At 54.7% G+C, this 14,346-nt stretch carries 14 protein-coding genes and 1 pseudogene; 12 read left to right on the plus strand and 3 right to left on the minus strand.

Translation table 11 applies throughout. The features are described from left to right. Positions 1-160: 160 nt before the first annotated feature. The 8 genes from Q3O06_RS09000 to Q3O06_RS09035 all read left to right on the plus strand — a co-directional run bounded on the left by Q3O06_RS09000 (position 161) and on the right by Q3O06_RS09035 (position 5,923). Positions 161-592 (plus strand): type II toxin-antitoxin system RatA family toxin, encoded by a 432-nt coding sequence (locus Q3O06_RS09000; RefSeq protein WP_301818531.1) that lies wholly within the window; start codon positions 161-163, stop codon positions 590-592. Continuing rightward, positions 585-863 (plus strand): RnfH family protein, encoded by a 279-nt coding sequence (locus Q3O06_RS09005; protein ID WP_002217575.1) that lies wholly within the window; start codon positions 585-587, stop codon positions 861-863. The genes Q3O06_RS09000 and Q3O06_RS09005 overlap by 8 nt, the downstream gene beginning before the upstream one ends. Positions 864-915: 52 nt before the next feature. After that, a complete protein-coding gene (gene pth, locus Q3O06_RS09010) occupies positions 916-1,494 on the plus strand; it encodes an aminoacyl-tRNA hydrolase (protein ID WP_301818494.1) in 579 nt (192 codons plus the stop codon). 60 nt (positions 1,495-1,554) lie between these two features. Then, entirely contained in the window at positions 1,555-1,761 is a 207-nt protein-coding gene (locus Q3O06_RS09015; RefSeq protein ID WP_118820038.1) for a dioxygenase, read from the plus strand. Beyond that, a complete protein-coding gene (locus tag Q3O06_RS09020) occupies positions 1,758-2,117 on the plus strand; it encodes a VanZ family protein (RefSeq protein ID WP_118820039.1) in 360 nt (119 codons plus the stop codon). Before Q3O06_RS09015 ends, Q3O06_RS09020 begins: the two co-directional genes overlap by 4 nt. Before the next feature lie 229 nt (positions 2,118-2,346). Then, a complete protein-coding gene (locus Q3O06_RS09025) occupies positions 2,347-3,762 on the plus strand; it encodes an SLC13 family permease (protein ID WP_301818495.1) in 1,416 nt (471 codons plus the stop codon). Positions 3,763-3,867: 105 nt separating this feature from the next. Continuing rightward, complete coding sequence (locus Q3O06_RS09030) at positions 3,868-4,377, plus strand: peptidylprolyl isomerase (RefSeq protein WP_301818496.1); 510 nt, start codon at positions 3,868-3,870, stop codon at positions 4,375-4,377. A gap of 163 nt (positions 4,378-4,540) precedes the next feature. After that, positions 4,541-5,923, plus strand: a complete 1,383-nt coding sequence (locus Q3O06_RS09035) for a phosphomannomutase/phosphoglucomutase (protein ID WP_301818497.1) — start codon at positions 4,541-4,543, stop codon at positions 5,921-5,923. Between the two features lie 54 nt (positions 5,924-5,977). Here the strand turns inward: Q3O06_RS09035 and Q3O06_RS09040 are convergent, their stop codons facing one another. The 3 genes and pseudogenes from Q3O06_RS09040 to Q3O06_RS09050 all read right to left on the minus strand — a co-directional run bounded on the left by Q3O06_RS09040 (position 5,978) and on the right by Q3O06_RS09050 (position 8,277). Continuing rightward, positions 5,978-6,733 (minus strand): amino acid ABC transporter ATP-binding protein, encoded by a 756-nt coding sequence (locus Q3O06_RS09040; RefSeq protein WP_301818498.1) that lies wholly within the window; start codon positions 6,731-6,733, stop codon positions 5,978-5,980. A 9-nt stretch (positions 6,734-6,742) separates the two neighbouring features. Further along, positions 6,743-7,460: pseudogene (locus Q3O06_RS09045) on the minus strand (amino acid ABC transporter permease). Further along, complete coding sequence (locus Q3O06_RS09050; protein WP_301818499.1) at positions 7,450-8,277, minus strand: amino acid ABC transporter substrate-binding protein; 828 nt, start codon at positions 8,275-8,277, stop codon at positions 7,450-7,452. Before Q3O06_RS09050 ends, Q3O06_RS09045 begins: the two are co-directional and overlap by 11 nt. Before the next feature lie 269 nt (positions 8,278-8,546). On the opposite strand from Q3O06_RS09050, the gene Q3O06_RS09055 reads away from it, so the two are divergent. From Q3O06_RS09055 to Q3O06_RS09070, 4 genes are all read left to right on the plus strand, one after another. Continuing rightward, complete coding sequence (locus Q3O06_RS09055; RefSeq protein WP_301818500.1) at positions 8,547-9,455, plus strand: Dyp-type peroxidase; 909 nt, start codon at positions 8,547-8,549, stop codon at positions 9,453-9,455. Positions 9,456-9,532: 77 nt separating this feature from the next. Beyond that, positions 9,533-13,147: an exodeoxyribonuclease V subunit beta gene (gene recB, locus Q3O06_RS09060; RefSeq protein WP_301818532.1), complete on the plus strand. Its 3,615-nt coding sequence runs from the start codon at positions 9,533-9,535 to the stop codon at positions 13,145-13,147. A 38-nt stretch (positions 13,148-13,185) separates the two neighbouring features. Continuing rightward, positions 13,186-13,545 (plus strand): rhodanese-like domain-containing protein, encoded by a 360-nt coding sequence (locus Q3O06_RS09065; protein WP_301818501.1) that lies wholly within the window; start codon positions 13,186-13,188, stop codon positions 13,543-13,545. A gap of 133 nt (positions 13,546-13,678) precedes the next feature. Continuing rightward, positions 13,679-14,158, plus strand: coding sequence for a DUF302 domain-containing protein (locus Q3O06_RS09070; protein ID WP_301818533.1), 480 nt, complete (start codon positions 13,679-13,681; stop codon positions 14,156-14,158). Positions 14,159-14,346 lie beyond the last annotated feature (188 nt).

A 14,346-nucleotide genomic window follows, 5' to 3' on the forward strand; every position in this document is an offset into this window, starting at 1 on the left:
TCCCGCCCAATGCCGTCTGAAACGCCAAAGCCGTATCGGTTTTTGCGAATCTGCGATATGGCGGTTTAAATTGAAATCAGAACGGGGCAAGGCTGTACCGGTTTAAAATTAAACCGCTATAATACCGCCCTTCGAATACACGACCGCATTGGTGATGCCCGTGAAAAAAGTTGAAAAAAACATCTTGGTGCTGCATGGCGCAGACAAAATGTTCGAGCTGGTCGACAAGGTTGAGGATTATCCGCACTTTCTGCCGTGGTACAGCAAAACCGAGGTCATCGGGCGCAACGGCAACGAACTGAAGGCGCGGCTGTTTATGGACTATATGCACGTTCGCCAATCATTCGCCACGCACAACCGCAACATTCCGGGCAGGGAAATCCGTATGGAACTGCTCGAAGGCCCGTTCAAAACCTTACGTGGAACGTGGAAATTTATCGATTTGGGCGACGATATGTGCAAAATCGAATTCAATTTGGAATACGATTTTTCCAACGCCATCCTTTCAGCCATGATTTCCCCCGTCTTCAACCACCTTTCCGCCACGCTGGTCGAGGCGTTCGTTAAAGAGGCGGATCGCCGTTATGCTTGAAATTGAGATTGTGTACGGGCTGCCCGACCGGCAGGTTTTGAAAACGATGCAGCTTGCCGAGGGAACAACCGTCCGCGCCGCCGCACTGCAAAGCGGTTTGGACGGCATATTTGAAGATTTAAACCTGCATTCCGCGCCTTTGGGCATTTTCGGCAAAGCCGTCAAGGACGACACGCCGCTGCGCGACGGCGACCGCATCGAAGTGTACCGTCCGCTGTTGATCGACCCCAAAGAAGCGCGCCGCAAACGCGTTCAAAATCAGGAAGAATAACCATGCCGTCTGAAGCCTTCAGACGGCATTCGATAAAAACACGGAAAATATCATGTCAAACACAATCAAAATGGTTGTCGGCTTGGGCAACCCGGGCAAAGAATACGAACAGACCCGCCACAATGCAGGCTTTTGGTTCCTCGACGAACTGGCGTGGAAGTGGAAGGCTTCGTTTAAAGAAGAAAAAAAATTCTTCGGCGAAGTCGCCCGTGCCACCCTGCCCGACGGCGATGTCTGGCTGCTCAAGCCGACCACGTTCATGAACCGTTCCGGACAGGCAGTTGCCGCCCTTGCGCAGTTTTATAAAATCAAACCCGAAGAAATCCTCGTCGTCCACGACGAACTCGACATTCCTTGCGGCAGGATTAAGTTCAAACTCGGCGGCGGAAACGGCGGACACAACGGCTTGAAAGACATTCAGGCACGGCTCGGCACGGCAGACTATTACCGCCTGCGCCTCGGTATCGACCACCCGGGCGACCGCAACCTCGTCGTCGGCTATGTCCTGAACAAACCCAGCGCGGAACACCGCCGACAGATTGACGATGCCATCGCCAAATCCCTGCAAGCCATACCCGACATCATTTCCGGCAAATGGGAAGAAGCAACACGCTTCCTGCACAGCAAATGACCCGATGCCGTCTGAAGCCCTTTCAGACGGCATTTCCCCGATTTCCATATCCGAACAGTCATGACCGAACTCAAGCAGCTTATCCAAACTGAATCCGTCCCAGTCATCGAAGAAACCCTTGATTTCCTGCTGTACGAATGCAGCATCGACGACGCACCGTCCGCCGAAGAAGTGGCACAATGGCGCGACATACTTGCCGCACGCGGCGGAAAATTCCTGCACCTGTCCGAAATCTGCCAAACGTGGCTGGACGAGGAGGCAGCATGAAGCTGCCGCGCAACCGCTTTACCCTGCTTTCCGCATTGTGGTTTGCGGGCGGCATCTATGCGCTGCTCAGACCCGCCGAAACCGCGCCGCCGCCTTTTCCGCATTTTGACAAAGCCGCACACCTCGCCCTGTTTTTCGCACAAATCTGGCTTTTGACCAAAGCATTCAGAACCGAAAGCCGCCCCATCCCCTACCGCAGCCTGATTGCGTTCGCCTTCTGTTTCGCCGTAGTCAGCGAATGCGCGCAGGCATGGTTTACCGCAACGCGAACCGGCAGTTTGGGCGATGTCCTTGCCGATATGGCGGGTACGGTTCTCGCACTCTTTGCCGCCCGCGCCGCCTGCCGCCCGGACTGAATCGGTTTATTTCTCCCAAACAGGATGAATCCCCCCTGATGCATCCTGTTTTTCTCCTTACATATCAATCCCATCTCATAAGCAAAACCGACAAATTGTTTACAATATATTTACACTACATCGGATTACAAATATACTCGAACCAGTTGCAGAACCGGCGGTTCCGCAAACCGTTTCGAATTGCACAACACAAAAGAAAAACCGATTTTGTTACCTTAAAGGAGCATTCATGAACCTGCATGCAAAGGACAAAACCCAGCATCCCGAAAACGTCGAGCTGCTCAGTGCGCAAAAGCCGATTACCGACTTTAAGGGGCTGCTGACCACCATTATTTCCGCCGTCGCCTGTTTCGGCATTTACCACATCCTGCCCTACGCCCCCGATGCCAACAAAGGCATCGCGCTGCTGATTTTCGTTGCCGCACTTTGGTTCACCGAAGCCGTCCACATTACCGTAACCGCACTGATGGTGCCGATTCTCGCCGTCGTACTCGGTTTCCCCGACATGGACATCAAAAAGGCAATGGCAGGTTTCGCCGACCCGACGATTTACATCTTCTTCGGCGGTTTCGCACTCGCCACCGCCCTGCATATGCAGCGTCTCGACCGCAAAATCGCCGTCAGCCTGCTGCGCCTGTCGCGCGGCAATATGAAAGCGGCGGTTTTGATGTTGTTCCTCGTTACCGCCTTTCTGTCCATGTGGATCAGCAACACCGCCACCGCCGCGATGATGCTGCCTTTGGCAATGGGTATGATGAGCCACCTCGACCAGGAAAAAGAACGCAAAACCTATGTCTTCGTTTTGCTCGGCATTGCCTATTGCGCCAGTATCGGCGGCTTGGGAACAGTCGTCGGTTCGCCGCCGAACATGATTGCCGCCAAAGCCCTGAATCTCGATTTCGTCAGCTGGATGAAACTCGGTCTGCCCATGATGCTGCTGATTCTGCCGCTGATGCTGTTCTCCCTGTACGTCATCCTTAAGCCCAACCTGAACGAGCGCGTGGAAGTTAAAGCCGAATCGATTCCGTGGACGCTGCACCGCGTTATCGCACTGTTGATTTTCCTTGCCGCCGCCGTCTCTTGGGTATTCAGCTCCAAAATCAAAGCCGCATTCGGTATTTCCAACCCCGATACCGTTATCGCCCTGATTGCCGCCGTTGCTGTCGTCGTATTCGGCGTGGCGCAATGGAAGGAAGTTGCCCGCAATACCGACTGGGGTGTATTGATGCTCTTCGGCGGCGGTATCAGCCTGAGTGCGCTGCTGCAATCTTCCGGCGCATCTGAAGCACTGGGTCAGCAAGTTGCTTCCACATTCTCCCATTCTCCTGCATTGCTGGTGATTTTCGTGGTTGCCGCCTTCATCATCTTCCTGACCGAGTTCACCAGTAACACGGCTTCTGCCGCCCTGCTTGTGCCCATTTTCGCCAGCATCGCCGCGCAAATGGGTCTGCCCGAACAAGTCTTGGTATTCGTCATCGGTGTCGGCGCATCTTGTGCCTTTATGCTGCCGGTTGCCACACCGCCTAACGCGATTGTATTCGGCACGGGCTTAATCAAACAACGCGAAATGATGAATGTCGGCATACTGCTGAACATCCTCTGTATCGCGCTGGTTTCGCTGTGGGCATACTTCTTCCTGATGTAAATCCGATTCCCTAAAACGATGCCGTCTGACATAATCCGTTCAGACGGCATTGGATTTTCCGCAAGCCTCCCAATTTTGCCTGTGATTTTCAACGAAAGGAAACATATGATTATCCTGCACACCAACAAAGGCGACATCAAAATCGAACTCGATTTCGACAAAGCCCCCGTTACTTCCGCAAACTTCGAGCAATACGTCAAAGACGGCTTCTACGACGGCGTAATCTTCCACCGCGTCATCAAAGGCTTCATGATTCAAGGCGGCGGCATGGATGAAAACATGAACGAAAAAGAAACGCGCGATCCGATTCAAAACGAAGCGTCCAACGGCCTGCCCAACGATAAATACACCATCGCCATGGCACGCACTTCCGACCCCCATTCCGCCAGTGCACAATTCTTCATCAACACTGCCGACAATGCCTTCCTCAACCACCGCTCCAAAGAAATGTACGGCAGAACCGTCGTACAAGACTGGGGTTATGCCGTATTCGGCAAGGTAGTTGACGGTTTTGACGCTGTCGACGCCATCGAAGGCGTATCCACCAAACGCCACGGCTACCATGATGATGTTCCGACCGAACCTGTCATTATTATCAAAGCCGAAGCCGTATAAACCGATAATCCGGAAGCAGCCTGCATAAAAGGCTGCTTTTTTTGTTTCAGGCGGCATAAAATCCAAGCACATATGCCGTCTGAACACCTCCCGCAGGTCTTCAGACAATATTGCAACGTGTTAAAATAGCCTCCTTTCCTGAAACCACAACAAGGAAACCATCATGGCAAATATCGCCCGCGACATCTTCAAAGCCTACGACATCCGTGGCATCGTCGGCAAAACCCTGACCGACGAAGCCGCCTATCTCATCGGCAAAGCCATCGCCGCCAAAGCCGCCGAAAAAGGCATCGCCCGCATCGCGCTCGGACGCGACGGACGCTTGAGCGGCCCCGAACTGATGACACACATCCAGCGCGGTCTGACCGACAGCGGCATCGATGTCCTCAATGTCGGCATGGTTGCCACACCCATGCTCTATTTTGCCGCCGTCAACGAATGCGGAGGCAGCGGCGTGATGATTACCGGCAGCCACAATCCGCCCGATTACAACGGTTTCAAAATGATGCTCGGCGGCGACACGCTCGCCGGCGAAGCCATTCAAGAACTTTTAGCCATTATTGAAAAAGACGGTTTTGTTGCCGCCAGCAAACAAGGCAGCGTAACCGAAAAAGACATTTCCGGCGCGTACCACGACCACATCGTCGGCCACATCAAACTCAAACGCCCCATGAAAATCGCTATCGACACGGGCAACGGTGTCGGCGGCGCATTTGCAGGCAAACTCTATAAAGGTTTGGGCAATGAAGTAACCGAACTTTTCTGCGAAGTGGACGGCAATTTCCCTAATCACCACCCTGATCCTTCCAAACCGAAAAACCTGCAAGATTTGATTGCTGCACTGAAAAACAGCGATGCCGAAATCGGCTTGGCGTTTGACGGCGATGCCGACCGCTTGGGCGTGGTTACCAAAGACGGCAACATCATCTATCCCGACCGCCAACTGATGCTGTTCGCCCAAGACGTTTTGAACCGCAATCCCGGCGCGAAAGTCATTTTCGATGTCAAATCCACCCGTCTGCTTGCGCCTTGGATTAAAGAACACGGCGGCAAACCTGTGATGGAAAAAACCGGCCACAGCTTTATCAAATCCGCCATGAAAAAAACCGGCGCGCTGGTTGCCGGTGAAATGAGCGGACACATCTTCTTTAAAGAACGCTGGTTCGGATTCGACGACGGCATGTATGCCGGTGCACGCCTCTTGGAAATCCTGTCTGCCTTCGATAATCCGTCCGAAGTGTTGAACAAGCTGCCGCAAAGCATTTCCACTCCGGAACTCAACATTGACCTGCCGGAAGGCAGCAACGGCCACAAAGTGATTGAAGAGTTGGCTGCCAATGCCAAGTTTAAAGGTGCGACCGAAATCATCACCATCGACGGCTTGCGCGTTGAATTTCCCGACGGCTTCGGACTGATGCGTGCTTCCAATACCACGCCGATTTTGGTGTTGCGCTTCGAGGCGGATACGCAAGAAGCGATTGAGCGTATTCAAAACCAATTCAAAGCAGTCATTGAAAGCAATCCAAATTTAATCTGGCCTCTGTAAAGATAGAAAAATGCCGTCTGAAAGTTTCAGACGGCATTTTTCACACATGGTTAATCAAATCTTGGCAGATTGGATTTGGCTTAAAAATTTCCGCGTCCGTTCGTGTTTGGGGTGGTCGAACAACTCTTTCGGGCTGCCCTGCTCTACGATAACGCCGCCATCCATCACGACGACGGTCGTGGCAACTTCCAGCGCGAACTTGATTTCGTGGGTAACGACGACCATCGTCCAGCCTTCTTGTGCCAATTCCTTCATGGTATCCAAAACATCTTGCACCAATTCAGGGTCAAGCGCGGAAGTCGGTTCGTCAAACAGCATCAGCTCGGGCTGAATCGCCAATGCGCGGGCAATGCCGACGCGCTGCTGCTGACCGCCGGAAAGCTGGTAGGGATAAAGGTCAACCTTGTCGCCCAAGCCGACTTTTTCCAGCAGTTTCAAAGCTTCTTCGCGCGCTTGGGCGGCAGGTTTGCCTTGTACGGCAACCGGTCCTTCCATCACGTTTTCCAACGCAGTTTTGTGCGGAAAGAGGTTGTATTGTTGGAACACCATGCCGGACTTGCGGCGCAGTGCCAAGATGTCGTGCTTTGTCGTTTTTTTGGAAAAATCGATGCTTAACGGCTGCTCGTTGTCAAACTCGATTTGTCCGTCTTCAGGCATTTCCAAAGCGTTTAAACAGCGCAGAAACGTCGTTTTGCCCGAGCCTGAAGGCCCGAGGATGACGACCACCTGTCCTTTGCCCACATCCAAATCGATGCCGCGCAAAATGGTGTTTTCGCCGAAGGTTTTGCGGATATTGCGGATTTTAATCATGGCTTTCCCTTATTTGGCGACATAGCGGTCGAAGCGTTTTTCCAAACGCGCCTGAATCAGGAACAGAACCTTGCAGAAACACCAGTAAACCAAAGCGGCTTCGATATAGACGGGCAAAAAGTCATAAGTACGGTTTGCCGTCTCTTGGGCAACACGGAAAAGCTCCGTTACCGTTACCACTGCGGCAAGCGAGGTGTTTTTGAACAAGCCGATAAACTCGTTGCTCAAAGGCGGCACGGCAACGCGGAATGCCTGTGGCGCGATAATGCGGCGGAACGTCTGCATATAGGTCATACCGATGGAGAAACCGGCTTCCCATTGGCCTTTAGGTACGGACAAGATTGCCGCGCGTATGGTTTCGGAAGCGTATGCGCCGACATTGAGCGAAAAGCCGATGATGGCGGCAGGAATCGGGTCAATATAGATGCCGACGGAAGGCAAACCATAGAATACGATGACCAACTGCACCAAACAGCGGCGTACCGCGAATGACGGAAATATAAAATTCCACCAGCTTCAGCAAGCATCTTTGGAAAATGCCGCCGGAGGGCATGATTCGCACCAAAGCAACGGCTACCGCAATCACCATACCGATAACGAAAGAGGCTGCCGCCAAAGGCAGAGACACCGCGAAGCCGGCTTTGACCATAGGCAAAAACGCGCTGACAATCATATCGGCGCGTGTTTCCGTCATAAACGGCAGAGAGGCAAGGAAATTATTGAACACTGATGTCTTTTCCGAAGAATTGTTCGCCCAGTTTTTTCAACGTGCCGTCGGCTTTCAGCTCGTTGATTGCCGTGCTGAATTTCGCCACGGCCTCGTCATTGCCCTTGTTGACAATCAGGCCGGAACCGACTTTTTCATCGGCAGGCGCGGACCACACGACTTTCACGCCGGCATTCGGGTTTTTCTTCAGGTAGTCCAATACCGCCAATTCATCGTTCAAAGTCGCATCGGCGCGTTTTTGTTCAATCAGGGTCAGCGATTGCGCCAAACCATCAACAGCCACCAAATCTGCGCCTGCAGCTTTGGCTTTTTCGCCGTAGTTGCTGGTCAGGGATTGTGCGGTTTTCACGCCTTTGATGTCGTCGATAGATTTGATGTTGCTGTCTTTACGGGCAACCAAAACCGCACCGCTCCAGCTGTAAGGTTCGGATTTGTCGAATGTCGCTTGGCGTTCGGGGCTGGTCAGTCCGACTTGGTTTGCCACCACGTCGAAACGTCCCGCCTTCAAACCCGCCATCATCGAATCCCATTGCGTTTCTTTAAACTCGACTTTCACGCCCAGTTTTTCCGCCACGGCGCGGGTAACTTCCACATCATAGCCGGTCAATTTGCCGTCTTTGTCGTGGTAGGTAAACGGTGCGTAAGTGCCTTCTGTACCGACGGTAACCGTACCTTTATTGTTGATGCGTTCGATTAAAGAACCGGACTCGCCGGCAGATTGGGCTGGAGCAGAAGAAGACGCGCTGCCGCCCTCTCCGCCGCAGGCCGCCAAAACCAATGCGGCAATGCCGCCGAGTACGAATTTTTTCAACATCATCCTCTCCTGTAAAAAGTGTGCAAGTGCGGCATTCTAAGTGAAATTGCGGCAAACACAAAGAATACTTTTTTATATGGCTATTCCAAACCGGAATGGAAAAGATATGCCGAAGCCGCCGGAAGCGGGAATAAAGGCGGCGGGCGGCACGAAACCGAAAAGCAGCATCAGGTACGCAAACGGCGGATTCACGCACGCCGTTCCGGCAAAAATCCGCCTGCCGATTCGGTGCTATAATCCACCCGAAACAGATGACACCAAAAAGGAACATCATGAACACACCCCAATCCGCCATCATTCCCGACCACGCCCAAGCCGGCATCTTTATCGAAGCCGACTTCGCCGCCAACCGCCTCAACGATATTAAAGCCGCCTGCCGCGCTTCGCTCGACGCGTTATCCGTCTTGAAAACCCGTTTTCCGGACGATATTTTGGGTATGACCATCGCCTTCGGCAGCGAAACCTGGGAAACATTCGGACACACGGACGAAGGCAGTGAAATCAAACCCTTCCCCGAAATGGGCAATGGGCTTGCACCATCCACGCAGCACGATATGTACATCCACATCCAATCCTTCCGCCAAAACGCCGCCTACGCGCTTGCCCAATCCGTTTTGGGCGCGTTCGGCAGCAGCATATGCGTCGCGTCCGAAGAACACGGTTTGCGTCTGTATCAGGATCGCGGGCTGGACGGTTTCGTCGACGGCACGGAAAACCCGCAGGGCGATGAAAAAATCCGAGAAGTCGCCATCATCCCCGAAGGGCTGCCCGATGCGGGCGGCAGCTATGTCCTGCTGCAAAAATACCTGCACGATTTGAAAAAATGGGATGCCGTCCCCGTCGCCGAACAGGAGGCCTCGGTCGGCCGCAGCAAGGAAACCGACGACGAATTCAGCCGCGATGTCCGCCTGCCCGATTCGCACTTGGGACGCGTCAACCTGAAAGAAAACGGCATCGGTCTGAAAATCGTCCGCCGCAGCCTGCCCTTCGGCAAAATCAGCGGCGAACACGGTTTGATGTTTACCGCATACTGCCGCACGCTGCACAATATCGAAGCGCAATTATTGAGTATGTTCGGCGACACGGACGGCAAAACCGACCTGCTGCTCCGGCACCTCTCCACCGCCGTTTCGGGCGGATACTACTACGCCCCGTCTGTCGAACGCCTGCAAAACCTCTAAGCCGGACTATGCCGTCTGAACCCTTTTTCAGACGGCATTTCCCGTTTTACCGTCCAATCGTTTCCCGAGCGTGCACTATGTCCGCACCCATCCAAGCATTCGACCCGCTGACCGTCCCCATTTCCGGCACCAACCTGATTGAGGCCTCTGCCGGCACCGGCAAAACCTACGGCATTGCCGCCCTGTTTACGCGCCTGATCGTATTGGAACAAAAAAGCGTCGAGCACGTATTGGTCGTTACCTTCACCAAAGCCGCCACCGCCGAGCTGAAAACACGCCTGCGCGCGCGTTTGGACGATGTGTTGCAGGTTTTGGAAAGCAAAGAAATTGCCGAACTTGGAGACGGCGCGCTTTCAGACGGCATTGCCGCCTACTGCGCCGAACACCACAAAGGCGACACCTTCCTGCCCGCACTCTTGGAACAGGCTTTGCAAAAAGAAAGCCGGACGCGCCTGATTGTCCGCCTCAAAGCCGCCATCGGGCAATTCGACAACGCCGCCATCTACACCATCCACGGCTTCTGCCAGCGCATCCTGCGCGACTACGCGTTTTTGTGCCAAGCACCGTTCGATGTCGAACTGACCGAAGAAGACGGCGACCGCCTGCTCGTCCCGGCGCAAGATTTTTGGCGCGAACGCGTCAGCGGCGACCCGGTGCTTGCCGCATTGGCGTTTAAACGCAAAGCTGTGCCGCAAACCGTCCTTTCCCAAATCCGCGCCTACCTGTCCCGCCCGTACCTGAATTCCCGCCGTCCGCAGGCGGATTTGCCGCAAGCCCGGGATTCCGCTTTGGCAAGCTGGCAAAACATTTGCGGAAATCTGGCTGAATTAAAAGAAACTTTTTGGCGCATCCACCCCCTTTTAAACGGCAATTCGTATCGGAAAAACAGTTTTGCCGAACTGTTTGACGCGTTGGAACAAAAAGCCCTGTCGCCGGATTTGCCCTTTTTGGAGGCGAAGCTGCACGAACGGCTCTTGAAACTTTCGTCCGACAAACTCGAAGCCGGACTGAAAAAAGGCAAAACGCCCGATGCGGCAGTATTTGCCGAATTGCAGAAACTGGCAGACTTCGGGCGCGATTTGGACGCACTCGAAGAAGCGGAAGAAGCAACAATGATCCGGCTGCAACTGGATTTAATCGGATACCTCAACCGCAGCCTTGCCGAGATGAAAAAATCGCGCCGCGAACGCGGTTTCGACGACCTGCTGCTCGATGTCCACACCGCGCTGACCGACAATCCGCACGCCGAAACCCTCGCCCGTGCCGTTGCCGAAAACTGGGAAACCGCGCTGATCGACGAGTTCCAAGACACCGACCCGCTGCAATACGAAATCTTCCAAAAAATCTTCATCGCCCGAAACCGCCCGCTGTTTCTGGTCGGCGATCCCAAACAGGCGATTTACAGCTTTCGCGGTGCGGACATTTACGCCTACCTTCAGGCGGCGGAAGACGCGCAGCACCGCTACACGCTCGCCACCAACTACCGCAGCCATGCCGCGCTTATCGGCAGCATCGGCGCGCTGTTCCGCCTCAAAGAACGCCCGTTCGTTTTGGAAAACATCGGCTATTCGGAAGTCGGTGCGGCGCGTGCCGAAAGCAGGTTATCGCCCAAACGTTCTGCCGTACAGCTCCGTTGGCTGCACGAAAACGACAATGAAAAAGCCAACAAAGACGTTTTGCGCCGCCGTGCCGCCGACTATTGCGCCGACGAAATCGCCCGCGCGCTCAACGAAGCCGCCGAAGGCCGTCTGAATTTCAAAGGCCGCCCGCTGCAGTCGGGCGATATTGCCGTGCTGGTCCGCACGCACAACGAGGCGGTGATGGTTTCCGCCGCCCTGAAAAAACGGCAGGTGCAAAGCGTCCTGCTTTCGCGCGAATCCGTGTTCGCCTCGCCCGAAGCCGCCGCCCTGTCCGCACTCTTCGGCTTCTGGCTCGAACCGCGCCGCGCCGGAACGCTGCGCTTTGTCCTGACAAGCAGCATATTCGGTTATGACGCGCAGCAATTGCACGACTTCAACCAAAACGAAAGCGAAATTTTGCATTGGGCGGAATCTGCCCGAACCGTGCTCGACAACTGGAATAAATACGGCATTTTCGCCGCTATGCAGCAGTTTTCCCAAACACACGGCATCGAAACGCGCCTCTTAAGTCGGAACAACGGGCGCAGCCTGACCAATTATTTCCAACTGCTCGAACTGCTTGCCGCCGAAGACGCGCAAAACCGAAACCCCGCCGCGCTGCACAAATGGCTGCGCGACCAAATCAGCCTGGCCGGCAACAACGGCGGCGACAACCGCGCCATCCGTTTGGAAAGCGACGAAGATTTGGTCAAAATCGTTACCATGCACGCCTCGAAAGGTTTGCAGTATCCGCTGGTGTACTGTCCGTTTGCGTGGGACGCGCAAGATACCGGGCCGTCCGACTGGCAAATCCTCCACCAAAGCGCAAACCGAACCGAACTGTTAGCAAAGGCGCAACTGTCGGAAGACGAACAAAAGCAATATGCCGATGAAGAAATGGCGGAACGCCTGCGCCTGCTTTATGTCGCGCTGACGCGTGCCGAGGAACAGCTCAACATCTACGCCGCCTATTCTTCCGATACCGCCGACAACCCCCTTGCCTACCTGATTGAAGGCTTGCCGCAAGACAGCCGCGAAACCGTCCGCCGTGCCTATGCATGTGAAAAAGACGGCATCGCGATGCTCAAACGCAACTGGCAGCGCGTGGCGGACAACGCCCCTGACGGCACGGATTTCGCCTTCACAGAAGATGCGCCGCCCCCTGCCGTATATTGCGGCAACGCCGGTCAAACCGCCGAATTTGCCGCAAACAATCTTCCCAAGCGCGGCTTCCGCTTCATCCGCCACACCAGCTTTACCGCCTTAAGCCGCCAAACCCAAACGCCCGACGGCGGCGAGGAAGATGTGCAGCCTTCCCTAGACCCTGCAGAAACGGCAGAATCAACCATGCCGTCTGAAATGCCGACGGCTTCAGACGGCATATCGGTACACGGCTTTCCGAAAGGCACTCAGACGGGGCTGTGCCTGCACGAAATTCTTGAAGATTTCAAATTCGGACAAGCAGCCGCCGAACAGGAAACCCTCATTGCCGACAAGCTGAAAAAATACGGTTTTGAAGAAATATGGCTGCCCACCGTTGCCGAAATGGCGGAAGCCTGCCGCAAAACGCCGCTGACGGGGGCATACGGCCTGTCCGACATTCCGCCCGAGTGCCGCTGTCCCGAAATGGGCTTTACCCTCCACACCGAAGACTTCGGCCTCAAACGGCTGCGCGACTGGTTTGCCCGCAACGATGTCCGGCTGCCCGAAGTCTGCCGTGCCGCCGCCGAAACGCTCGACTTCCACACCGTCAACGGCTTTTTAAACGGCTTTATCGATATGGTCTGCCAAGACCCCGACGGCAATATCTGCGTCATCGACTACAAATCAAACTACCTCGGTGCGGACGCATGCGCCTACACGCGGCAGGCGATGGACGAAGCCGTCGCACACCACCACTATTACCTTCAGGCACTGATTTACGCCGTTGCCGCCGCGCGCTACTTCAAACTGCGCGGACAACCGCCCGCCGCCGTTTCCGTCCGCTACCTGTTTTTGCGCGGCATAGACGGCAAAGGCGGCGGCGTTTGGCGTTGGGACATAGATGCCGACGCTTTGGAACAGATAAAATAACTTCCCGTCCCTTAAGACGACAACCGCAGGAGAACCCTATGAATATCAAACACCTGATTACCGCCGCACTCATTGCCTCAGCCGCCTTTGCCGCACAGGCAGCCCCGCAAAAACCCGTATCCGCCGCCCAAACCACGCAACATTCAGCCGTTTGGATCGATGTCCGTTCCGAACAGGAATTCAGCGAAGGGCATTTGCACAACGCGGTCAATATCCCCGTCGACCAAATCGTCCGCCGCATACACGAAGCCGCGCCCGACAAAGACACGCCGCTCAACCTCTACTGCCGCAGCGGACGGCGTGCCGAAGCCGCCCTTCAAGAGCTGAAAAAAGCAGGTTATACAAATGTTGCCAATCACGGCGGTTATGAAGACCTGCTCAAAAAAGGGATGAAATGACGCAATGCCGTCTGAAAGGACAGGCTTTCAGACGGCATACGGCGTTCCGGCACGCGGCACGGCATCACAGGCGCGGCGCGTGCCGCCCCATACGAAGCCTGACAAACAAACCGAAAAGGAAAAAGGAAATACGATGAAACACATACTCCCCCTGATTGCCGCATCCGCACTCTGCATTTCAACCGCTTCGGCACACCCTGCCGGCAAACCGCAAACCCAAAACGAAACCGCTATGACCACGCATACCCTCACCTCGAAATACAGTTTTGACGAAACCGTCAGCCGCCTTGAAACCGCCATAAAAAGCAAAGGGATGGACATTTTTGCCGTCATCGACCATCAGGAAGCCGCCCGCCGAAACGGCCTGACCATGCAGCCGGCAAAAGTCATCGTCTTCGGCACGCCCAAGGCCGGTACGCCGCTGATGGTCAAAGACCCCGTCTTCGCCCTACAACTGCCCCTGCGCGTCCTCGTTACCGAAACGGACGGCAAAGTACGCGCCGCCTATACCGATACGCGCGCCCTGATTGCCGGCAGCCGCATCGGTTTTGACGAAGTGGCAAACACTTTGGCAAACGCCGAAAAACTGATACAAAAAACCGTAGGCGAATAAACCCGTCGCCGACATATGGCGGATGGAAATCAAATGCACACGCCCCTCATTCCCGCGAAGTCGGGAATCCAAGCGGTTGGGTTGCCGTGATTTCCAATCATTGCCGAAACGGACGATTCCGGATTCCCGCCTTCGCAGGGATGACGGGCGTGTGCGTTTTTGCCATATCACAGGCAACTTTGCCGCAA

Origin of the sequence: Neisseria maigaei (genome assembly GCF_958267405.1) — a bacterium.
GTDB lineage: Bacteria > Pseudomonadota > Gammaproteobacteria > Burkholderiales > Neisseriaceae > Neisseria > Neisseria bergeri.

What these genes read in the sequence shown, in the direction of transcription:
- Q3O06_RS09005 (WP_002217575.1), top strand. Translation starts at nt 585, where the DNA reads ATGCTTGAAATTGAGATTGTGTACGGGCTGCCCGACCGGCAGGTTTTG.
- pth (WP_301818494.1), top strand. Translation starts at nt 916, where the DNA reads ATGTCAAACACAATCAAAATGGTTGTCGGCTTGGGCAACCCGGGCAAA.
- Q3O06_RS09015 (WP_118820038.1), top strand. Translation starts at nt 1,555, where the DNA reads ATGACCGAACTCAAGCAGCTTATCCAAACTGAATCCGTCCCAGTCATC.
- Q3O06_RS09020 (WP_118820039.1), top strand. Translation starts at nt 1,758, where the DNA reads ATGAAGCTGCCGCGCAACCGCTTTACCCTGCTTTCCGCATTGTGGTTT.
- Q3O06_RS09025 (WP_301818495.1), top strand. Translation starts at nt 2,347, where the DNA reads ATGAACCTGCATGCAAAGGACAAAACCCAGCATCCCGAAAACGTCGAG.
- Q3O06_RS09030 (WP_301818496.1), top strand. Translation starts at nt 3,868, where the DNA reads ATGATTATCCTGCACACCAACAAAGGCGACATCAAAATCGAACTCGAT.
- Q3O06_RS09035 (WP_301818497.1), top strand. Translation starts at nt 4,541, where the DNA reads ATGGCAAATATCGCCCGCGACATCTTCAAAGCCTACGACATCCGTGGC.
- Q3O06_RS09040 (WP_301818498.1), bottom strand. Translation starts at nt 6,733, where the DNA reads ATGATTAAAATCCGCAATATCCGCAAAACCTTCGGCGAAAACACCATT.
- Q3O06_RS09050 (WP_301818499.1), bottom strand. Translation starts at nt 8,277, where the DNA reads ATGATGTTGAAAAAATTCGTACTCGGCGGCATTGCCGCATTGGTTTTG.
- Q3O06_RS09055 (WP_301818500.1), top strand. Translation starts at nt 8,547, where the DNA reads ATGAACACACCCCAATCCGCCATCATTCCCGACCACGCCCAAGCCGGC.
- recB (WP_301818532.1), top strand. Translation starts at nt 9,533, where the DNA reads ATGTCCGCACCCATCCAAGCATTCGACCCGCTGACCGTCCCCATTTCC.
- Q3O06_RS09065 (WP_301818501.1), top strand. Translation starts at nt 13,186, where the DNA reads ATGAATATCAAACACCTGATTACCGCCGCACTCATTGCCTCAGCCGCC.
- Q3O06_RS09070 (WP_301818533.1), top strand. Translation starts at nt 13,679, where the DNA reads ATGAAACACATACTCCCCCTGATTGCCGCATCCGCACTCTGCATTTCA.